This is a genomic window from Photorhabdus aballayi (assembly GCF_026153155.1).
Classification (GTDB): domain Bacteria; phylum Pseudomonadota; class Gammaproteobacteria; order Enterobacterales; family Enterobacteriaceae; genus Photorhabdus; species Photorhabdus luminescens.
The window spans coordinates 13,936-34,883 of the sequence record NZ_JAPFCD010000029.1 but is presented as its reverse complement, the minus strand read 5'-3'; the positions used below and the strand labels follow the sequence as shown (position 1 = coordinate 34,883).

Here is a 20,948-nt window from a genome sequence, read left to right as displayed (position 1 = left end):
ACTTTCTTTATTTTCCCAACTTATAATGACCGTAAACCATCCATTTAATTAAGCGATAGCATCTGAAATCAATTGAGTTGCCGGCACATCCTGACCAAATCCTCGCAGCCCAACCACATGAACATGTTCGTGGTTGTTAAATACTTTACGCACCAATTTATAGGTGGTCCCTTTTTCAGGGCTGATATTTTCGGGCGCGGCGATAATTAACTGCATTTGTAGGCGTTCGCATAATTCAAATAAGGTGGCGATAGATTTGGCATCCAGACGCGCCGCTTCATCAAGGAATAGCAACCGACAAGGGGAAATATCTTTACCACGCAGACGGCGGGATTCTTCTTCCCAACTCTGCACCACCATCACCAGAATCGACATGCCGGTCCCAATCGCTTCACCGGTCGATAACGCCCCACTCTCTGCTTTTAACCAGCCATCAGAGCCGCGGTTAACTTCAACATCCAATTCCAAGTAGTTGCGATAATCCAGTAACTCTTCACCTATGGTTTGCGGCAAACGCTGCCCCATATCTACTTGCGGATTCAGGCGCTGATAAAGTTTCGCCATTGCTTCCGAGAAGGTCAATCGCTGGCTGTTAAATAGATCCTGATGCTGTTCCTGCTGTTCAGAAAGCACATCCAGCAATATCGCGTGGCTTTCACGCACGTTCACATTCAGCCGCACACCACGCACTTGACCAAAGGAGACCGCTTGTAATCCCTGATTTAGCATTCGAATACGGTTCTGCTCACGCTGAATGGTTTTGCGGATAATATTCGCCACGCTTTTTGAACTGATGGCTAACTTTTGCTCGCGAGCGGTCAGCTCTTCTGTCAAACGGGCCAGCTCAATTTCCATCTGTTCAATGGCATCCACCGGATCGTCAGTGCGGATAATATCTTGACGAATGCGTTCACGCAGGTGCTGATAAACAGCAATAAAGAACTGAATTTTACGTTCCGGGCGTTTTGGATCTTCGGATAAACGCAACGCATCACGTAGATGTTCGTTATCAGCTACTGCCAGACGCAATGCCCCTAGTGCCTTATCCGACATGGAACGTAATGCGCCTCCCTCCATATATGCCAGTTCACGGCGATGCAGACGACGCTCAACACCGTTGTCTTTCACCATGCGCATCACGGAGCACCAGCCCGCTTTGGCTGAAACCACCTGCTCACGGATTTGATAGTAATCGCGTTCCAGTTTACGCAGCTTTTTCTGCAAGCTATCCATTTCCGCTTCGCAAAAGGCAATCTGTTTCTCAAGCTGATTGACTCTGGAACGGTTAGCGCTAAGCGCTTCATGCAGGTGATCACGACGTTCACGAGCACGCGCTTCTGCATTGGCATCTGCCTGAACACCAATATCTTTCATCTCCTGTTGCAACTCTTTCAACATATCCTGTTTGGTTTCGTAAGAGCTCTTTAGAGATGCCAGCACTTGGTTAAATTGGGAATATTGCGCTTGCTGTTGACGCAATTGTTCGCGGGAGCGGCTGCGGTCCGATTCTGCATGTTCCAGACGCTGACGCAGTTTGTCATTCAGGTCCGCATTTTCGTTGAGCATACCGGCAGAATCGCTGTAGCTAAAATGCGCACGACGCTGTACCACTTCCACCAGCGTAAAAGCCTGTTGTTTAGCTTGATGCTGGCTCTGTTTGGCGGTTTCATAATCCTGTTGCAACTGTTGATGCTGCTGTGGATCGCTTTGCAGAACAGCAACCATCGGTTCCAACTTCACCAGCGCCGAGACATGCCGTTGCAAGAAACGGGCGGCTTCTTGCGCTTCATCCAATTCTTCACGTATTTCTTCTACGCGATCGATTAAGGTTTCATCCAACAGTAATGTGATTTGGGGGAGCAAACGATTTAATGCGGTCAGGCTCTCTTTAGCCTGAGTATATTGCTGACGCTGTTGTTGAGTCTGCTCTTCAAACCGGGAGAGTTCCCGCTCTAACTCTGTACGCTGCTGTTTCAGTTCGCGGATTTCGGCTTCTGGATCGGTATCAAATGCGACAGAGAGGTGTTTACCGACAAACTGACTGAACGACTGATGCGCACGCTGGATTTTCTGCACATCAAAAGAGAGCGTGGCATAACGCTCTGCTAAGGTATCGCGCTCCAGATTCAAAGCTTCTAAACGGTTTTCTCTGGCAGCACGACCAAACAACGGCAATTCAGGGTAACGGGAATAACGCCACTGACGGTCAGAGGATTTGACCAGTACCGCACTTTGCTGCTCTTCGGCATTAAATACACTGTCATCAAAAGATTGCGGATCTCCTTCAATTAAATAGAGATCTTCCGGGCAATCTTCCAGCGTTTCAAGCTGTGGACGCACCAAGGAGAGATCTGGCACTACAATGCCGTGGCGGGCAGGCCCATACAGGGCGGAGAAGTACGGTGCATCATCAATGGTGATATCGTCATAAATTTCTGACAGCAAAACCCCGCCGAAACGTTCCGCCAATGCAATCATTCGGCTGTCTTCCGCACCACTTGGCTGACTGAGACGTTCGATTTGCTTTTCCAACTCACGTTTCTGTGCGGCAACTTCATCACGCTCTACCGTGGTTTCACGCTCGCGCTCAAGTAGTTGCTGCATATATTCCGTTACGTCATTACTGCTTGCCAGCGTTTCACCACTCTGTTCGCACAGTTGATGCAAGGTATCCTGCGCAGCCAACCAAACCGGCGCGCGGGTAGTCAATGACTGAATTTTCTGTTTCAGTTGTTCAAGCGTCTGACGCATCTCCATACGGCGTTCACCGCTTTCATTAACGCTCAGACTCAACGCATCCTGCCGGGCTTCCAGTTCATTTTGCAGCGCTTCCAGATCTTCGGCTTGATACTGTCGCCCCTGACGCTTACAAAACTCGCTTAATAAATCCTCAGCATCCTGTTGGTTGTTCAAGCGCTGTTCCAGTTCAGCCAATCGCATTCGCAATGGTTGCACACGATCCGCCAGATGTTGCTGCGCCGGCCAATCACGCAGCAATTCACGGGCGCTCTGCCATGCTTCACTACGGCTGATTTCACCAACCATACTTTTGACTAATTGATACGCCTGTTCGAACTGATTATGAGCCGCATCCGCAACACTTAATTTCTGCTCTAACGCCAACAAGGCTTCTGTCGCCTGTTGCTCTTTAGACTGAAAAGTTTCCAACCATGTTTCTGCATTATCCGCAGAAAGATCCGGTAGCCGACACAGCTCTCGGGCACGTTCCAGTGCTTGTAACGCCTGTTGATATTGAATAGCGCGGGTTTGCTGAACATCCAATGCCTGCTGGTAATCCGCCAATTGGCTTTTCAGCTCATCGACTTCCTGTTCTGCCGCTTCCGCTCTGGCTTCATATTCAGCCTGAATTTCCGCTGCTTCTTCAACAACCTCAGTTTGCTCTTCCAGACGATAAGAAAGTTCTTCCAGATCCCCCTGATAACGGTCAATTTTTTCCTGCTGACGCATGGCTGTCTGCACCAAATTCAGGTGATCACTGGCCGCCTGATGATCAGCTTCTAAATCGGCAGAGGCTCCGTTCTGTTCAGCTAATTCTCGCGCTATTTCTACATGACGATACCGCTCAGTCGCCAGTTGCCTATGGCTGCCAAACAGTTCTCCACGCAATGCTAATGCTTGATCCAGATGGGTGCGACGTTCATTGGCATGGCGCATATAATCAGCGGAAACGTAAGAGGTCGCTTCGGTGATCAAGTGTTTGAACAGATCGCGATCAGATTGGGTTACCCGGATAGCTTCCAGTGTTATACGGTTTTCACGCAGCGCCGCTTCCATATCCTGAAATGCCTTCCGAACCCCACTGTTTTCCGGTAGCAAATAATCGCGCAGGGAACGGGTAATGGCGCTGGAAATACCGCCATACAGGGAAGCTTCGATCAGACGATAGAATTTACTGCGATCACTCGCTGAACGCAGGCGTTTGGGGATCACCCCCAACTCAAACATCAGCGCATGGTAATCGGTGATGGAGTTAAATTGTTTGAACTGCACGCCTTCCATCTCATCAAGGCGATCTTTCAGTTCATTTAGCGGCAATACACGCGCCTGTCTTTCACCTACATTTTCAGTTAATAGCTGCGTAGGTTGAATAGCGGTTGGCAAGCCTTGGATCATAAAGGGTTTGATATCAACCTTGCGATCACGCCCCGCAACTTGTTGCAGCCTCACCCCAACGATGACCCGCTGATGCCGCGAGTTAAGCACATCCAGCGTTGAGTAACAGACCCCCGCACGCAACTTGCCGTGCAAACCTTTATCACGCGAACCGGAAGTTGCACCGGCTTCGGTGGTGTTACGGAAATGCAACAAGGTTAAATCAGGGATCAGCGCAGTGACAAAAGCCGCCATCGTGGTGGATTTACCCGCCCCATTACCTCCTGATAAGGTGGTCACTAATTCATCAAGATCAAATGTTCTGGCAAAAAAACCATTCCAGTTAACTAGCGTCAGTGAACGAAATTTACCGCGTTCAATCATGGTTGTTCATCTCCCGCATCTTCTGCTGAGTTATCCGGTGTTTCATCATTTTCACTCTCATCAAACGATAAGCCGCCTTCAACCGGCATTGCCTCACCGTCACGGATCATCCTCAGTTGGACTTCACGAGGATCGTCGCCGCTGCGTACATCAGCACCAAAACGGAATACCGCCTCAGTAATGGTAAATTTGTTGTTGTCATTTGGCAGGAAATAGACCATGCCCAGACGACGCAGGCGGTTCAGCGCCGTGCGCACCTTTTCCTGCAATTTCTGTTTATCCAAATCGGAACCGGAGGAGCGCTGGTTGACAAATTTCATCAACTTGCCTTCATCCGCCAATGAGATCAGCTCTTCATACAGCTCCTGAGCAGTAAAAATCCCCTGATTAGCCAGACGTTCCGGGCTGAGATAGAGGTAACAGAGGATTTTTCCTACCATCATATCCAGCTCTGATAATACCGAGCGCGGGATTAAGGTCGTTGAACGAGGACGCAGATAGAAGAAACCTTCCGGCGCACGGATCAATTCCACATTATAACGGGCGTAAAATTCCTCCAATTGCTCCTGAAAATCCATCAGATAAGCGTGATTATCAAGATCATCCATTCCGATATGACGACCCGCACGAAGCTGGCTGTCCAGTTCCGGGAAAAGTGAATTGGCTAACGCCTGCGCCAGTTTAACTGGCATAAATTGTTCAATATGTGTCGATGACATGTGCCTGTACCTTGGCTCCGTAATCATTAATCGCTAACCATTCCGCTGGCAACCCAGAGAAATCCGCTTCTGCTACACCCAATCGTACAGCCTGATCCACCAAAATACGCGCCACATCAAAGTGACGAGAGAGCGGATGCTGAGCAAGGTAATCCCTTAACACTGCCCCTAAATCCAGTGGGCGCTGTTCCTGCCGATATATCAACAGCGCTTTTTCAATCATTTCCGCCAGTTGTTCGTTTATTTCACTGAATTCTTCATATTCCAGCGCTAATGGCAGTTCCCCCGTCACTTCTTCATTACGTAACGTCAATTCTTCGTCCCGCATATCGAGCAAACGTTCAGCGTTAGCAATGGTGAGGGTCCACGGGTGATCAAAATAGTGTTGAACTGATTGACGTAAGCGCTGAGAGAAAATACGGTTTTTATCCATATCAATCGCAGTACGGATAAATTTGTGAACGTGACGATCATAGCCAATCCATAAATCAATCGCCTGCTGGCCCCAACTGATAATACGGTCCAGTTTGCTTTGCAGATCAAATACCAGTTTATCAACCAGTTCTGATCCGCCGCTGTCCATGTTGGCTTCCTGAATACGCAGCAAATTAGCCTGTAGTTTATCTCCAGCCGCTTCTAGTGTGTCCTGAAGTTCCCGCAACGTACCCGATGTTTCGGATAACAGTTGCTCACAGTTGGCAATCGCGGCCTGCCAATCTTGATTCAGCAACGCCGCAATATCTTCTTTAACCGAGCTTTGCTGCTCATCCATGACGCGCTGAGACATGTCGATGCTATCGAAGATTTCTGCAACAGAATATTTCAGCGGCGCAAAAACATTACGGTGCCAGTGAAATTCATCTCCCCCTTCCTCCGCCGCTTCCGCTGCCCGGTGCAACTCACCCGCCACCACCGAAAGTTGCATCGAAAGACGTAGGGTAGAAAATTCCCGCTGGCGAATGTAATAGTCACTGATACTCATCCCAAGCGGGGTTAAGCGATAGATTGAATTGCTATCAGCCAATTCACTGGTGAAACGGCTAAGAAGTTTCTGGCGCACCATATCATTGATGGCATTGTTGGCCCGCACCGCGACAGATTCCGTGGTCTGCTCAAATCCTTTGCAAACTTCACGAAAGGCATCAACCAGCTCTCCTTCGCTCATCTCGCCATCCAGACGCTCGCTGTTCAACACCGCAATTGCCATCAGAAAAGCCAATCTTTCTGCGGGCAAGGAGATGGAAAAATCGTTTTTCCTGGCCCAAGACACCAGTTCCGGGACAGTCTGGGAATATTCACTCATAATTTGTCCTTTAAACTGTTAAAGATGGTTTGCGTGCCATGACATGAATGTAGCGACCCAAGCTGATATAAGGCTCCTGTCGGCAATAACGCTGTTCCAATTCCAGCAACGCCGGAAAGTTTTCGCTCTGTAACTGGCGATTTTGCAAATAATCGTGAAAAACACGCACGCCTGTTTTGCCGGTAATCGTCATATTTAATTCATCAAGCCATTGATATACCTGTTCAGGCGCCAATGGATTCTGAGGCGATAGTGAGCGTTTTCTACGGCGCTGTATATTGGGTGTCGCTAAATGAAAATTACCTAAAATAGCATTACGCATTACCAAACCATTGGCATTGTAAAACATTAAAGATAGAGCGCCACCCGGATTAATGATATTCATTAGCACTTCTATTACATATTTCTGATCGGTAATCCATTCCAGTACTGCATGAAATAATACCAAATCTACCGGCTGCTCTATATATTGGCTAATTTCCTGTACCGGGCTTTGTATAAATTGCATATTTTGGCTGACCCCTTTTTCTTCTGCGGCCAGCCTTGCCCGCTGGATCATCTCTTCGGATAAATCACACAATATCACTTGATGACCCAATGCAGCTAATTGGCATGCCATATTTCCCTCTCCGCCGCCCGCATCTAAAATACGCAGTGGACGCTGAGGTAATTGAGCCAGTAATTCGCTGATATCCTGCCAGACAACGGCTTGCCTGATTTTACCTTTGGTTGTGCCGTAAATATTACGAGAGAATTTGTCTGCAATATCATCGAAATTGCGATCCCGCATGAAAAACTGCCTCACTAATGGAATATACCCTTCATCTTTCAAGCTGCTGCTTTGTTGGCTGCTTTCACTCACCCCAGTCACATAGTTATCTATGCTCCTGAGGATTCGTTCACTTGCCGCCGCGCTGCAACTCGAAATCTATTAGGTATAGATCTGATTTATCTGTTGAGATTTCATTACACTGGCTGCTATTTTGGCACAGCATTCGTTGATATAACCACTTTTGACGACAAACTGTGAACCACATGGCTATAATTCAACCAAATTAAGGTAAATAAATGCAATTTTTATTTAAAAAGTATCTCGGTGCAATGGTAATGCCTCTGCCATTAATATTGCTAATTTCATTTGCCGCTTTATTACTGCTATGGTTTACCCGTTGGCAAAAAACAGGAAAAACAGTTCTGACATTTAGTTGGCTCACGCTACTTCTGCTCAGTTTGCAACCTGTTGCCGATAAACTGCTGTTACCACTGGAATCGGTTTATGCTAAAAGCGACCAATCCGATCCCAGTCACATCAATCCACCGGTTAATTATATCGTCGTTCTTGGCGGCGGCTTCACTTATAACCCAAATTGGGCACCCAGTTCAAACTTACTTAACAACAGTTTGCCACGAGTGACAGAAGGTATTCGTTTATATCGCCTGAACCCCGGCTCTAAAATGGTCTTTACCGGTGGTAAAGGAGCAAATGTTAAAAGCAGCGCCGAAGTCGCTGCTACTGTAGCCCAGTCGCTCGGCGTGCCCGCAGAAGATACGATCGCACTGACAAAGCCAATGGATACTGAACAGGAAGCCAATGAGGTTGAGAAACTGATCGGTAAACAACCCTTTATTTTAGTGACTTCCGCCAATCATATGCAGCGAGCGATAACTTTCTTTAAACAACATGGGTTGAACCCCATTCCCGGCCCGGCTAACCAATTAGCGATTACTTCACCATTACATCCCTGGGAAAAATATCTGCCCTCGGCTTACTTTCTGTCTCATTCAGAACGAGTATGGTATGAAACTTTAGGCACCCTCTGGCAACGTATTAAGCCGTCGAAAGATCCAGAACACCCACAAAAATCAGAGCATTCTCAACCGAGAAAAAACCCTCAAACTACTTCTTAAAGTAAAAATAGATGGAGAAACGAAAGCGCAATAGAAACAATATGCAATAGAAATAAACAGCAATAAATGACGCGCTTTCATTAACCCCAAAATAAGTTCAAACAGTTAATCAAATTTCAGCAAACATTTTTCTGATTGCGGCCAAATCTTCCGGGGTATCAACGCCTACTCCCGGCGCTTTTAATGCAATTCCCACATGAATTTTTTCGCCGTACCAAAGTACTCTCAGTTGCTCCAGCATTTCAATCTGTTCCAACGGGCTTGGCTCCCATTGTATATAGCGACGGATAAAACCCGCGCGATAGGCATAAATACCAATATGGCGCAGGAAATGATCTCCAATCGTTTCCCGTGATTGAATAAAACGGTCACGCTCCCAAGGAATTGTCGCCCTGGAGAAATAGAGCGCATAACCCTGTTTATCCATAACGACTTTCACAGCGTTAGGGTTAAAAGCTTCCTCTGCATCATGAATCTGCACGGCTAACGTTGCCATTCCCGCTTTGCGGCCTGCTAAATTCTCTGCAACCTGTTTAATAATCTCTTCGGGAATCAGCGGTTCATCACCTTGAACATTAACGATAATTTCATCATCGGAAAATTGATATTTGTTGATAACCTCAGCTAACCGCTCGGTACCAGAATGGTGATTTTCGTCGGTCAGACAGGCCTCTCCCCCCGCCTCCACAACCGCATCAACAACGTCATGATTATCTGTTGCCACAATGACGCGTGCAGCACCTGAACGCTTCGCCCGCTCCATAACACGGACAATCATTGGTTTGCCGTAAATATCAGCCAAAGGTTTACCGGGTAAACGGGTTGAAGCAAAGCGGGCTGGAATAATAACGGTGAACATACCTTATTTTTCCCCATCCAAAGGTAATTCACGGGCTTCGTGATCTAACAAGACGGGAATACCATCACGTACAGGAAACGCAAGTCGATCCAACTTACAGATAAGTTCAAAATTTTCTTTATCGTAGCTGAGTTTTCCGTTACATACAGGACAGGCAATAATTTCGAGTAAACGGTGATCCATACATCCTCCAATTATGGAGCTTTAATTTAGTGCAACTTAGTGCGGCCCAGAATAACATAAGCTTGGTATCATCGTTAACTCTTGTTATTTGATCTTTCGATCCCTTTCCCAATATCGTCCACTGAAAAATCAGGTAAGTTGGTGAAAGTGTAAAGCTATCTCCGTAGGCGTAATTGGCACAATCCCAAATTGCCAATAAATCATCAATATAGACGACAAACAAAAACCGGAGAGTAAACGCTATTGTCAGAAGTGACTTAACTACTCTCCGGGCTTTACCAAAGGTACGTTCAAAAAAACGATTACCTTTGTTTGCACATGATTCAATGCTTTCTCTTTTACCATTAAGACATGGCGATAAAATGGCTTCAGATAGGGGTTTAGAATGCAATCACATCTGCTGCGGTTAAATCATAACCTTTGCGAATAATTGAAAATTCTACATCCTGCCCTTCTGTGAGTGACTTGTTTTTGGTATTAGCAATCGCTTTTCTACTGACGAATATGTCTTGTCCTCCATCCTGTGGAGAAATAAAGCCATATCCTTTACGCTCATCAAACCATTTCACTCTACCCATCTTTAATTGTAATGTCATGATAACTCCCCCATTTATCCATCTCACAATAATTTAATTCATTGTTTTTGATGTTTTTTACCCTTCATATTAAGTTTTCGAATAGAACCTCATCTCAGTTTTAAGACCTTGAAATACATTTCATTCGAGTAGTGTATTGTTTAAGTAACAGATACGAGCGGATATCCTACCAGAATCGCACATGTCTGAACCAAGAATACACAATAGTTGTTTATCCAAAATGGATAGTTTTAATATCATGTAACAATGGCGAAAAATCAAATAAATCTGGAAAAATTACTGAATTGTACGAATTGAACTGTACAAATCGGCAAGGCGAGAACCGCTTTAGCAGACAGTAGAAGGGCAATCCCTCTGTTGACCAGAGGGTTGTATAAACTGCTTAGGCCAAATCATAAGATTTACTTAACATTGTTATTTATTGCTAATAATGAACAAATTTCACGTAACATCGCCTGCCCCTTCTCCTGGGGTAATTGAGCATCTACCGGCAAACACCACCAGTTCGACTGAGCAAAACTAAAACACTTAACTGCATCCTTTTCCGTCATCAGTAAATTCTGGTTTGTATCAGCCAGATGACGCAATTGATCTTCGGTGTACCGTTGATGGTCGGCAAATGGGTACTCTTTTTGTAAGTCAGCGCCTAACTGTTGCAAAGTTGCAAAAAACCGCGGTGGATGCCCGATTCCAGCCATAGCCACAGCGTGAGGTATGAGATTCACTGCGCGTTTTTCACCACTCACCATATTCACAGCTAATTCGCCAGCTAATGTCATGGATAATTCGCCTGGCTGAGGAGTACCACCGTTGGTAATAATGGCATTAACCCGATTCAATCGCCCAGATAATTCACGCATTGGGCCAGCCGGAAGCCACCAACCATTACCAAAACGACGCACGCCATCAATAACCGCAATTTCAAAATCTCGCTGCAAAGCATAGTGCTGTAAGCCATCGTCAGTCACGATAATATCCAATGGCGTATCTGCCAGTAATGCTTTCACTGCTGCAACCCGTTTTGGCGCAACCGCCACAGGCGCGCCAGTACGACGATGAATTAATACCGGTTCATCACCGGCCTGAGCCGTAGTGACATTTTTAGTCACCAACAGAGGATAACTTTCTGCTTTACCCCCATAACCACGAGAAACAACACCAACCCGATAACCTTTTTTCTGCAACTGCTCCACCAGCCAGATAACTACCGGCGTTTTACCATTACCGCCGGCAGTTAGATTACCCACTACCACAACAGGTACAGGCGCTTTCCAGGATTGACTCAACCCTGTTTTATAACTCAACCATCGTAAGCCACTTATCAGCCCGTAAAGGGCTGAAAAAGGTAATAACAGTAAATAAAGCCATGAGCGGCCTGACCATATGCGCTCAATCATTGCCCAAATTGCATCCGATGTAGTTGTGAATAAACACCATTTCTCTCTAGCAACGAGAGATGATTACCCCGTTCAACAATATGACCATCTTCAATCACCAGAATTTCATCCGCGTTTTCGATGGTTGATAGACGATGTGCAATAACCAGTGAGGTTCTGTTTTTCTGCAATTCATCCAGTGCCGCCTGAATCGCCCGTTCAGATTCCGTATCTAGCGCCGAAGTAGCCTCATCAAGAATCAGAACCGGAGAATCACGCAATAAAGCGCGCGCGATAGCAATACGCTGACGCTGACCGCCAGAAAGCAGCACGCCGTTTTCACCAATCATCGTATCCAAACCGTTATCCAGCTTCTTGATAAAGTCCATTGCATAAGCCATCTCAGCCGCCCTCTCAATCTCTTCACGGCTATATTGGTTTTCACTGGCATAAGCAATATTGTTCGCTACCGTGTCATTAAATAAATGCACATTCTGTGATACCAGAGCAACCTGTCTACGCAAAGAAGAGAGCGTATATTCCCGTAAGTCATGGTCATCAAGCAGAATACTGCCTTCATTGACATCATAAAAACGGGTCAGCAAATTCGCTATTGTGGATTTACCCGAGCCAGAGCGCCCAACTAAAGCGACAATTTTCCCCGCCGGGATACGCATAGAAATGTTTTGTAGCGCGGGCAATTCCTTGGTCGGGTAGCAAAAAGTTACATTACGGAATTCAATATTACCGTCCGCTTTTTTAAGCTCCAATTTGCCATCATCTTTTTCCTGTTCCATATCCAGAATAGCAAACAGAGTCTGACAGGCCGCCATGCCACGCTGGAATTGCGCGTTAACATTAGTCAAAGATTTTAACGGACGCATCAGCGCAATCATTGATGAGAATACCACGGTAATTTTACCCGCAGTCAGTGTGTCCATAATCTCCGGGAAACTTGCTGCATACAGAACAAAAGCTAAAGCAAATGAAGCAATCAACTGAATGATGGGATCAGAAATTGAGGAAGCAGAAACCATCTTCATTCCTTGCTGGCGCATATGGTTACTCACTTTATTAAAGCGCTCAGTTTCTACTTTCTGCCCACCGAAAATCAGCACTTCCTTGTGACCTTTCAGCATCTGCTCAGCGCTGGCAGTAACTTGCCCCATGCTGTTTTGCATATTTTTACTGATATCACGAAATCGCTTCGATACCACACGAATCACTAATGACACAACCGGCGCAATCACAATCAGGATCAAAGATAATTGCCAGCTATAGTAAAACATCAAAATAAACAGGCCGATAATTGATGCCCCTTCCCTGACAACAGTAATCAGTGCGCTGGAAGACGAAGAGGCCACCTGTTCAGAATCATAAGTGATACGGGAAAGCAGAGTTCCTGTCGATTGCTGATCAAAAAATGACACTGGCATCCCCATCATATGGCTGAACAGACGGCGACGCATCTGCATTACCACTTTACCGGAGACCCAAGAGATACAATAACTTGATACAAACCCGGATAGCCCTCGCATAATCATTAAAACAATCACAATCAGCGGCATCCATTTCAGTACATCACTGCTTGCTTTGCCGAAACCTTCATCAAGTAAAGGCTTAAGCAATGAAAGCATTAACGTATCACCGGCAGCATTAAGGATCAGTGCAACCGCAGCAACTATCAGCCCAATCCTAAACGGAGAGATAATTGGCCATAGTCGGCGAAACGTCTGCCAGGTAGAAAGGTCTTTATCATTCATTATTGAGTACCAACACCAAAAGAAATAGCGGGTTATTCTACTCATGATCACCACGAATACCAAACCACTGATGATACCAGCGTGACATAATTTGTTTCCTATAGCTCATCATTTCAACATGATCGCCATAAAAATAAGCTGTTATCTGCCCGGATACTGCGGTGCTACGCCACTCTGCCCCGCTTTTACGATAACGTCTCTGCACTTTAACCGAAGGGAGTCGCCACGGGCTATAACGTGCAACAGAGGCCAGTGCATATTGTGGTGAAACGGTATGAATAAAAGCGGTTGTAGATGACGTATTACTACCATGATGTGGAACTTGCAATATGGTCGATCTTAAATTCTCTTTTTCTATTCCCAATAGCTTATATTCCCCTTGCTTTTCCAGATCTCCAGTTAAAAGCAAGCTATGTTTGCCATCTTCTACCCGAATAACACAGGATTCGTTATTACCTGCGTGTAATGATCTTACCGGCGGCCATAATACACGGAAGCTCAACCCTTGCCAGTACCACTGCTCACCGCGTATACATGGAAGATGTTGCTGATTGATTAAAGAACTTCTCACAGCAATACCTGGATATTTTTGTTGTAAGAATTCTAACCCTCCCGTATGGTCAAGATGATCATGACTAATAATAATCTGTTCCGGCGTTAATCGATGCCAACGCAAATAAGGGATAATCACCCTTTCAGCCATACTGCCGGTTTCCCAACGATTACCGGTATCAAAAATCAGCGCTTTGCCATCTTTTTCAATGATAACCGCAAGCCCATGCCCTACATCCAACATAGAAAATCGCCACAGATATTCTTCGGTACGCCTTAGATAGCAGAGCATTATCCCTAAAGAAATGCCAATCAGTAATTTATATGATTGCCACCAAGCAAACCGCCAAATAATGACAACAAACCAACCAATAAACGTTATTAATAAGGGAAAACGGCCAGTTTCACTCCATGACTGTTGTAATACTGGCAAAAGAATCAAAGAGAAGGTTACAGAGTAATCGACTAATTGCCATAATAAAGCGCTAATAAAGGAACAAAAATGGCTGATTAATGCCAGCATAATCAACGGAACAGTAATAAATGAGATGATTGGCACGGCCCAAAAGTTAGCAAATAAAGCGGCAAAATTGACGCCATGAAATAATAATAGCTGGAGAGGAATAAGCATCAACATCATACCCATTTGCATATATAACCCACGCAGCCATAGCCATTTCCAACCATAACGAAATGGCTCAATCAACGGCGCCCAAAAGAACCAGAACATTAGCGCCATCACAGCAAAGAAAGAGAGCCAGAAGCTATCAGAAAGCACAGTTAAGGGATCAAATAAGAGAATCATTGCGGCTGTCCACAATGCCCACTGCCAAGGGAAACAGAGAATATTTCTGTAACGTAAATATAGCCAGAGCGTTAACCCCAGTAATGCACGAATAGCCGGAATGCCCCAACCCGATAACCAAACATAATTTATTGCCACTATCCAACCGATAATCAATGGAAATCTGTGTCCTATCCAGTGCACGGGAAAGAAGAGCTGTAATAATCTTGCCATCCACCAACCAAACATACTGGCAACAGTAATATGCAACCCGGAAATAGCCATAAGGTGGGCCGTACCTGTTTGTTGCAATAATAAATTGTCCTCCTTACTTAACCACCGACGCTCCCCGAATGCTAATGCCATCGCAATGCCACTATGTTTCAATTCACGAATATCCGGTGCAATATGACTGACCAATCGCTGACGTAAGTTACATTTACCGTCAATTAATTCAGCGTGAATGACTTTCCCTGTTAAAGGTTGGCGGATAGCTAATGCTCTACGCTGGCTATCATATCCACCCTGATTTAGCTGACTATGAACTGGCCGTAATTTCATTTTCAGCAACCATTTTTGACCAGCACACAGAGATTCAGGCGAAATATCCCAAGCAGCGGAAACATACAGTGGCGGAAAAATAACTTTATTTTCATCCTCAATAATACGCAAGATAACCCTGCCTTTCTCTTCATTATCTAATGATAAACTTTCAATAATAACCCGTGATAAATGCACTTTCTCACTAAAATAGATTATCTGTTCGAGCAGATGATTTCCCTGCCAGCACCCAATAAGAAATGCCAGTAACGAAATTGAAACCATTCGGCAAAGACAAAATGGCAAGAATAAGCAGAATAGAGCCAGTAATAGCAATATAATAATTTGCCATTTCTGTGGTAATTCAGGTAGAAAAAGCAAGGGTACAATACCGATAATAATAGCTATTGCAGCCTGATTCACGCTAATGATTGGTATAGGTTGTTTCCAATTTGTCGTTATCTTGTTCATCAAAACTGAAAACCACATCCTTATTCATCCTTACCCTTTTATCTTTCCAGCAGAGTATTCCTTATTTTTTACAATGCAGCCAGAAGCACAAGAAAAATTATCAAACACCTTCGCAGATTAATTCCAAGCTAACAATCATTTCAAAAATATATGCGAACAGCTTCGCAAAGATAGAAACTGCCACCTGCTCATTACCCACCAAATGTTATATTGGTCGTAAATGCAACATTGCGATATTGATATCAAATAAAATATTTCGTAAGGTTTTGTCTACATCCTCATTACAGATATAAAAACTCACTAGAAGTTACATTATCCACTTATTATTATAATTAAAGACTAAATTCATTTTTGAAATTATTAACCAAGCCTATAGATTAATGAAAAATTAACTTAATCATATATATATCCTATAGCAACGGGTATAAAACAATAAAAATCATTATTTCAAGACATTACCTACTTTATTGAGACCTGAATTAGTTAAACGACTTAAATGATTGTCTACTTTGTGTTTTGTGATTAAGATCGCATTGATTAAATTTAAATAATATTAAATTAATATTTCCATTCTGTTTTTATATGGAAAATAATTAAAAAATCATGTTAAATACAATAAGGTGGTTTTTATGAAAAACAAAATAATTGTATCTGACTCTCTGCAAGAACATCATCTTACTAAATTATTTAATGATGAAGTGTTAGCAATCCATATAAAGAAATATGTTGATATCCCTCTTGCAAACAAGCTTTCTGATTTTTTCCTCTCCCACGAAAATCTAGAATGTCACCCTCATGATTTAAAAAAAGGCGATGAAGTTGTTTTAGTTGATTATGGTGTTGATAGAATTGGTCCATCTTACAATACAACTTTTGGCAAACCCAAAGATAGCGATAGCTATAAAAAATATTTTGAAAATGCGTTACCTGCCATCAGAAATGTCAGAAATTTCTGCGCTCCCATGTTAGCGCCTTTCGATAAATTTCGTTTAGAACTGGACGAAATATGGTCCGCCGGGGCCAGTATCGCCAACTTTGAAGGTAAAAAGATGCATGCTGGTATTGCCAGGGTGATGAACAGGCCAGAACGCTCTTTCATGGTCGAAAAGCAACCCCACTTTGATGGCCTTCAACAACAATCAGTCAATTTGTTGGGGCAATTCTCAGTGAATATCTATATAAAAATGCCTGTAATTGGAGGAGAGCTAGAACTGTGGGATGTTCCTGAGATCCCTATCACCGAGTTAATCGAAGATAACCCAGAAAATGATTGGCGAGGCACGCTTCCGCTTTCTATCCTTATTAAACCAGAACAAGGAGATTTGATCATAATAAATACCAGAAAACCCCATGCTATTCGTAGTTTTCCCGAGGGGGGCAGAATATCATTACAAAGCTTTATTGGATTATCACTAAATAAACATCTCATGTTATGGAATTAATTATATGGTTGATGTCATCAGTACATTAGGAACATTTTTTCTTTTAGGATTGGGAGCTGCGGCTCCCGTTGGCCCGATAAATATAGAAATTATGCGTAGACATTTGAATATCAGTTGTCTTCACGCGGTAGTTTTTGGTTTAGGCGCTTGTTTTGCCGATATAATTTATTTATTACTTCTAGGTTTTGGCATATTACAACTGTTTTCCAATACTATTTTCATGCCTATTTTGGGGTTTTTAGGGGCATTAATGGTCATTTGGTTTGGTATTACCAGCTTCATTAATAAGAAAAATGAGGAAAATATCAATATCATCTCCAAACCTTATCATAGGCAATTTTTTGATGGTGTATTGTTAACACTATTAAATCCATACAATGTTATTTTCTGGCTGTCTGTCAGTGCACAACTCAACAATATTACATCAGGTAAATATAGTTTAGCTATTGGTGCAGCAGGGACAATTATTGGCGTTATTGTTTGGGTTGCATTTATTAATGCTGTTATATTCTTCTCCAGGAAAATGCTCAGTCATCGTGTTATTACGTTTATTAATTACACCAGCGGTGTCGTTCTTATTATGCTTGGAGTCTATTTCTTTTCATATTCAATAACATTATTTAATCTGAAATTTCCTTAAGTCAGGAAATATTATGCCTGAAGGTCGAATAACGTTTTTAATCAAACGAAATTTCGTGGAGATCTTTAGGCATGACTTCTAGAACTTGCTGGTAAAGTCCTGGTAGATCGCTGTGGATCGTTTTCCAAACAATCTCAAGATCCACCTTGAAGTAGCCATGAGCCAAAGCATTACGCATATGGTAAGCGAACGACAATGGCAATTCAGGGTTAGCAACGACGAAATTGTGATAGTGCTTCCCAATGTTGTTACTGGCCTCGCCGATGATCTCGAAGTTGCGGATCACGGCGTCCTGCACCAACTGGTTGTTTAGGAACGCCAGTTCATCCATGTCTTCCGTGTAGCTGTCGATACGCTTGATGGCTTCCAGGATGTGCGCCAGATAGTCGATAAGACGCTGCTGATCACGGCTCATACAGGCACAGCCTCGGCAAGAACGGTCGCCCTGAATTTCTCTGGTAGCGCCTTCGGAGTCAGCACATCCACTGGCACACCGAGCAGTTGCAACAACTCATGCCGGATCGCGCCAATGTCAAAGAGAGTAGTTTCCGGCGTCGGGTCGATCAGGATGTCTAAGTCACTGTCCTCGGTGTCATCACCGTGTATAACAGACCCAAAAACACGGGCATTACGGGCACGATGAGACTCCACTACACGACGGATGGCCTCCCGATTGGCAGCCAAAGCTACTGATGGTTTCATGCCATTAACTCCACAACAAAATGTGGTTTTATAATATGGTGGCACCAAGAGGAAAGCAACACCAAAGTCCGCTTTCCATCATCAATGTCAGTGCCAAAATCCGTGTTTTTTCTGACGTTCATGACACAGGAAAATCGCATGAATTGAAGCTTTCCTATCAGCGTTTCTTCTGTTGAAAAAAGAAGTACGGCTGTAGTACTAAATAAGATAGAACGGTTATGGCAATCGCTCCATGAGACAGTAACGCAAAATCATAGTTGTCAATTTATGTGGCAGTTGCTTAATTATGTTGATGCCTTGTTGAAATCGTTTTCATCACAGCAAAAACCAATTAGCAGGATTCATGGGGTAGGTTTTCTCAGTATAAAAATCAGCTCTTTTTATATGAGTCTTGATTAGATCAAAAAAGTGCTGACCAAAAGGCCAGCACTTTGTGATGAATCTAAAACAGCATCGAAACACTGTTTAGAATAAGCAATAACTTGTTATCTTCAAACTTAATCGTAGATATTCACGCGATCACGCAACTCTTTGCCAGGTTTAAAATGGGGAACGTATTTACCTTCCAGCTCCACTTTATCACCAGTTTTAGGGTTACGGCCTACGCGCGGAGCACGGTAGTGAAGAGAAAAACTGCCGAATCCGCGCACCTCTATACGTTCACCATCTGCCAATGTTATTGCCATATGGTCGAGTATTTCTTTCACTGCATCTTCAACGGTTTTGGCCGAAATATGAGATTGCTGGCCAGCAAGTCTTTCAATTAATTCAGACTTGGTCATGAGTACCTCCCTAAACTACCGCACCTGGATAACACTTACGTGTTATCCACCGTTATTCACTTGAATTATTCGCCTTTCGCTGCTTTGAAAGCTTCAGCCATTGCATTGTTTGCAAAGTTTGCGTCTTCTTGTTTGTTCACAGAAGCGATAGCGTCTTTTTCGTCAGCTTCGTCTTTAGCGCGAACAGACAGGTTGATAACGCGGTTTTTGCGATCAACACCAGTATATTTAGCTTCAACTGCATCACCCACATTCAGAACCAGCGTTGCATCTTCAACGCGGTCACGAGAAGCTTCTGATGCACGCAGGTAACCTTCAACGCCGTCAGCCAGTTCTACTGTCGCACCTTTAGCATCAACCGCAGTCACTTTACCAGTCACAATAGCACCTTTCTTGTTCACAGACAGGTAGTTATTGAATGGATCTTCCGCCAGTTGTTTGATACCCAGAGAGATACGCTCACGCTCTGCATCTACTTGCAGAACGACAGCCGCGATTTCATCGCCTTTTTTGTATTCACGAACTGCTTCTTCGCCTGCAACGTTCCAGGAGATGTCAGACAGGTGAACCAGGCCATCAATGCCGCCATCCAGACCAATGAAGATACCGAAGTCAGTAATAGACTTGATCTTACCTTCAACACGGTCATTTTTGTTGTGAGTTTCAGCAAATAGCTGCCAAGGGTTAGCTTTACACTGTTTCAGACCCAGGGAGATACGACGACGTTCTTCGTCGATATCCAGAACCATAACTTCCACAACGTCACCAACGTTAACCACTTTGGATGGGTGGATGTTTTTGTTAGTCCAGTCCATTTCTGAAACGTGTACCAGACCTTCAACGCCTTCTTCGATTTCTACGAAGCAGCCGTAATCAGTCAGGTTAGTTACGCGACCAGTCAGTTTAGTGCCTTCTGGATAACGCTTAGCGATTGCTACCCAAGGATCTTCGCCCAGTTGTTTCAGGCCCAGAGATACACGGGTACGCTCGCGGTCAAATTTCAGTACTTTAACTGCGATTTCATCGCCCACATTGACGATTTCACTTGGGTGTTTAACACGTTTCCAAGCCATATCAGTAATGTGCAGCAAGCCATCAACGCCGCCCAGATCAACAAATGCGCCGTAGTCAGTCAGGTTCTTAACGATACCTTTAACTTCCATACCTTCTTGCAGGTTTTCCAGCAGTTGATCACGTTCTGCGCTGTTTTCAGATTCGATAACAGCACGACGAGAAACCACGACATTGTTGCGTTTCTGATCCAGTTTGATGACTTTAAACTCAAGCTCTTTACCTTCCAGGTGAGTTGTATCACGAACTGGACGAACATCAACCAGAGAACCAGGCAGGAATGCACGGATACCGTTCAGTTCAACAGTAAAGCCGCCTTTCACTTTGCCGTTGATGATGCCGGTAACAGTTTCTGCGTCTTCGTAAGCTTTTTCCAGCATCAGCCACGCTTCATGGCGTTTCGCTTTCTCACGAGACAGAACAGTTTCACCGAAACCATCTTCAACAGCGTCTAGCGCAACATCAATTTCATCACCAACCTGGATTTCCAGCTCACCCTGAACATTTTTAAACTGTTCTACAGGAATAGCGGATTCTGATTTCAGACCTGCATCAACTAATACAACGTCTTTATCAATAGCAACAACGATGCCGCGAACAATAGCACCTGGACGAGTTTCAATAGATTGCAGGGATTCTTCAAAGAGTTGAGCAAAAGATTCTGTCATGTTAATGATCTTCAAGATTTTAATTTAACGTCCATTTAGCTTCCCGCCGAATGGGGTTGTTTTACATGCCCCGCTACGATTCCTGTAACAGG

Annotated in this window: 18 protein-coding genes and 1 pseudogene; 5 read left to right on the top strand and 14 right to left on the bottom strand. The window is 44.2% G+C overall.

The annotated features are described in order from the left end of the window. Positions 1–48: 48 nt before the first annotated feature. The 4 genes from mukB to cmoM are packed head-to-tail and all read right to left on the bottom strand — an operon-like array spanning position 49 to position 7,309. A complete protein-coding gene (mukB, locus tag OO184_RS14705; RefSeq protein WP_265379830.1) occupies positions 49–4,497 on the bottom strand; it encodes a chromosome partition protein MukB in 4,449 nt (1,482 codons plus the stop codon). Further along, positions 4,494–5,216, bottom strand: coding sequence for a chromosome partition protein MukE (gene mukE, locus OO184_RS14700; RefSeq protein ID WP_265379829.1), 723 nt, complete (start codon positions 5,214–5,216; stop codon positions 4,494–4,496). The genes mukB and mukE overlap by 4 nt, the downstream gene beginning before the upstream one ends. After that, on the bottom strand, positions 5,197–6,519 hold the full coding sequence (gene mukF / locus OO184_RS14695) for a chromosome partition protein MukF (RefSeq protein WP_265379828.1): 1,323 nt from the start codon (positions 6,517–6,519) through the stop codon (positions 5,197–5,199). The genes mukE and mukF overlap by 20 nt, the downstream gene beginning before the upstream one ends. 10 nt (positions 6,520–6,529) lie before the next feature. Continuing rightward, positions 6,530–7,309: a tRNA uridine 5-oxyacetic acid(34) methyltransferase CmoM gene (gene cmoM, locus OO184_RS14690; RefSeq protein WP_265379850.1), complete on the bottom strand. Its 780-nt coding sequence runs from the start codon at positions 7,307–7,309 to the stop codon at positions 6,530–6,532. Positions 7,310–7,587: 278 nt separating this feature from the next. Between cmoM and elyC the strand changes: the two genes are divergently transcribed. Then, on the top strand, positions 7,588–8,427 hold the full coding sequence (gene elyC / locus OO184_RS14685; protein ID WP_265379827.1) for an envelope biogenesis factor ElyC: 840 nt from the start codon (positions 7,588–7,590) through the stop codon (positions 8,425–8,427). 109 nt (positions 8,428–8,536) lie between these two features. Here the strand turns inward: elyC and kdsB are convergent, their stop codons facing one another. The 6 genes from kdsB to OO184_RS14655 form a co-directional block, all read right to left on the bottom strand. Next, complete coding sequence (kdsB, locus tag OO184_RS14680; RefSeq protein WP_265379826.1) at positions 8,537–9,286, bottom strand: 3-deoxy-manno-octulosonate cytidylyltransferase; 750 nt, start codon at positions 9,284–9,286, stop codon at positions 8,537–8,539. A gap of 3 nt (positions 9,287–9,289) precedes the next feature. Then, the gene (locus tag OO184_RS14675; protein WP_265379825.1) at positions 9,290–9,469 is read right to left on the bottom strand and encodes a Trm112 family protein; all 180 of its coding nucleotides are present in this window, start codon (positions 9,467–9,469) and stop codon (positions 9,290–9,292) included. 380 nt (positions 9,470–9,849) lie between these two features. Further along, entirely contained in the window at positions 9,850–10,065 is a 216-nt protein-coding gene (locus OO184_RS14670) for a cold shock domain-containing protein (RefSeq protein WP_049585245.1), read from the bottom strand. Positions 10,066–10,466: 401 nt separating this feature from the next. After that, positions 10,467–11,462, bottom strand: coding sequence for a tetraacyldisaccharide 4'-kinase (lpxK, locus tag OO184_RS14665; RefSeq protein WP_265379824.1), 996 nt, complete (start codon positions 11,460–11,462; stop codon positions 10,467–10,469). Beyond that, positions 11,459–13,207, bottom strand: a complete 1,749-nt coding sequence (gene msbA / locus OO184_RS14660) for a lipid A ABC transporter ATP-binding protein/permease MsbA (RefSeq protein WP_265379849.1) — start codon at positions 13,205–13,207, stop codon at positions 11,459–11,461. Before msbA ends, lpxK begins: the two co-directional genes overlap by 4 nt. 34 nt (positions 13,208–13,241) lie before the next feature. Continuing rightward, the gene (locus OO184_RS14655; protein WP_265379823.1) at positions 13,242–15,569 is read right to left on the bottom strand and encodes a ComEC family protein; all 2,328 of its coding nucleotides are present in this window, start codon (positions 15,567–15,569) and stop codon (positions 13,242–13,244) included. 611 nt (positions 15,570–16,180) lie between these two features. Between OO184_RS14655 and OO184_RS14650 the strand changes: the two genes are divergently transcribed. Together OO184_RS14650 and OO184_RS14645 are read left to right on the top strand one after the other, a co-directional pair. Continuing rightward, a complete protein-coding gene (locus OO184_RS14650) occupies positions 16,181–16,993 on the top strand; it encodes a 2OG-Fe(II) oxygenase (RefSeq protein ID WP_265379822.1) in 813 nt (270 codons plus the stop codon). 4 nt (positions 16,994–16,997) lie between these two features. Then, positions 16,998–17,633: a LysE family translocator gene (locus OO184_RS14645; protein WP_265379821.1), complete on the top strand. Its 636-nt coding sequence runs from the start codon at positions 16,998–17,000 to the stop codon at positions 17,631–17,633. A 37-nt stretch (positions 17,634–17,670) separates the two neighbouring features. On the opposite strand, the gene OO184_RS14640 is transcribed toward OO184_RS14645, so the two are convergent. Both OO184_RS14640 and OO184_RS14635 read right to left on the bottom strand, forming a co-directional pair. After that, the gene (locus tag OO184_RS14640; RefSeq protein WP_265379820.1) at positions 17,671–18,048 is read right to left on the bottom strand and encodes a HepT-like ribonuclease domain-containing protein; all 378 of its coding nucleotides are present in this window, start codon (positions 18,046–18,048) and stop codon (positions 17,671–17,673) included. Continuing rightward, the gene (locus OO184_RS14635) at positions 18,045–18,380 is read right to left on the bottom strand and encodes a nucleotidyltransferase family protein (protein WP_265379819.1); all 336 of its coding nucleotides are present in this window, start codon (positions 18,378–18,380) and stop codon (positions 18,045–18,047) included. Before OO184_RS14635 ends, OO184_RS14640 begins: the two co-directional genes overlap by 4 nt. On the opposite strand from OO184_RS14635, the gene OO184_RS14630 reads away from it, so the two are divergent. Together OO184_RS14630 and OO184_RS14625 are read left to right on the top strand one after the other, a co-directional pair. Beyond that, positions 18,371–18,511, top strand: coding sequence for a hypothetical protein (locus OO184_RS14630; protein WP_265379818.1), 141 nt, complete (start codon positions 18,371–18,373; stop codon positions 18,509–18,511). The two genes, OO184_RS14635 and OO184_RS14630, sit on opposite strands and share 10 nt — an antisense overlap. 22 nt (positions 18,512–18,533) lie before the next feature. Next, positions 18,534–18,734: pseudogene (locus tag OO184_RS14625) on the top strand (hypothetical protein); the annotation flags it as partial. A 98-nt stretch (positions 18,735–18,832) separates the two neighbouring features. Here OO184_RS14625 and ihfB read toward each other — a convergent pair. Continuing rightward, the gene (gene ihfB, locus OO184_RS14620) at positions 18,833–19,117 is read right to left on the bottom strand and encodes an integration host factor subunit beta (protein WP_011145915.1); all 285 of its coding nucleotides are present in this window, start codon (positions 19,115–19,117) and stop codon (positions 18,833–18,835) included. Between the two features lie 65 nt (positions 19,118–19,182). Next, entirely contained in the window at positions 19,183–20,856 is a 1,674-nt protein-coding gene (gene rpsA / locus OO184_RS14615) for a 30S ribosomal protein S1 (RefSeq protein WP_139656636.1), read from the bottom strand. Between the last annotated feature and the right edge of the window lie 92 nt (positions 20,857–20,948).

Coding starts and splice junctions, on each gene's coding strand:
- mukB (WP_265379830.1), bottom strand. CDS start 4,497: ATGATTGAACGCGGTAAATTTCGTTCACTGACGCTAGTTAACTGGAAT.
- mukE (WP_265379829.1), bottom strand. CDS start 5,216: ATGTCATCGACACATATTGAACAATTTATGCCAGTTAAACTGGCGCAG.
- mukF (WP_265379828.1), bottom strand. CDS start 6,519: ATGAGTGAATATTCCCAGACTGTCCCGGAACTGGTGTCTTGGGCCAGG.
- cmoM (WP_265379850.1), bottom strand. CDS start 7,309: ATGCGGGATCGCAATTTCGATGATATTGCAGACAAATTCTCTCGTAAT.
- elyC (WP_265379827.1), top strand. CDS start 7,588: ATGCAATTTTTATTTAAAAAGTATCTCGGTGCAATGGTAATGCCTCTG.
- kdsB (WP_265379826.1), bottom strand. CDS start 9,286: ATGTTCACCGTTATTATTCCAGCCCGCTTTGCTTCAACCCGTTTACCC.
- OO184_RS14675 (WP_265379825.1), bottom strand. CDS start 9,469: ATGGATCACCGTTTACTCGAAATTATTGCCTGTCCTGTATGTAACGGA.
- OO184_RS14670 (WP_049585245.1), bottom strand. CDS start 10,065: ATGACATTACAATTAAAGATGGGTAGAGTGAAATGGTTTGATGAGCGT.
- lpxK (WP_265379824.1), bottom strand. CDS start 11,462: ATGATTGAGCGCATATGGTCAGGCCGCTCATGGCTTTATTTACTGTTA.
- OO184_RS14655 (WP_265379823.1), bottom strand. CDS start 15,569: ATGTGGTTTTCAGTTTTGATGAACAAGATAACGACAAATTGGAAACAA.
- OO184_RS14650 (WP_265379822.1), top strand. CDS start 16,181: ATGAAAAACAAAATAATTGTATCTGACTCTCTGCAAGAACATCATCTT.
- OO184_RS14645 (WP_265379821.1), top strand. CDS start 16,998: ATGGTTGATGTCATCAGTACATTAGGAACATTTTTTCTTTTAGGATTG.
- OO184_RS14640 (WP_265379820.1), bottom strand. CDS start 18,048: ATGAGCCGTGATCAGCAGCGTCTTATCGACTATCTGGCGCACATCCTG.
- OO184_RS14630 (WP_265379818.1), top strand. CDS start 18,371: ATGGTGGCACCAAGAGGAAAGCAACACCAAAGTCCGCTTTCCATCATC.
- ihfB (WP_011145915.1), bottom strand. CDS start 19,117: ATGACCAAGTCTGAATTAATTGAAAGACTTGCTGGCCAGCAATCTCAT.
- rpsA (WP_139656636.1), bottom strand. CDS start 20,856: ATGACAGAATCTTTTGCTCAACTCTTTGAAGAATCCCTGCAATCTATT.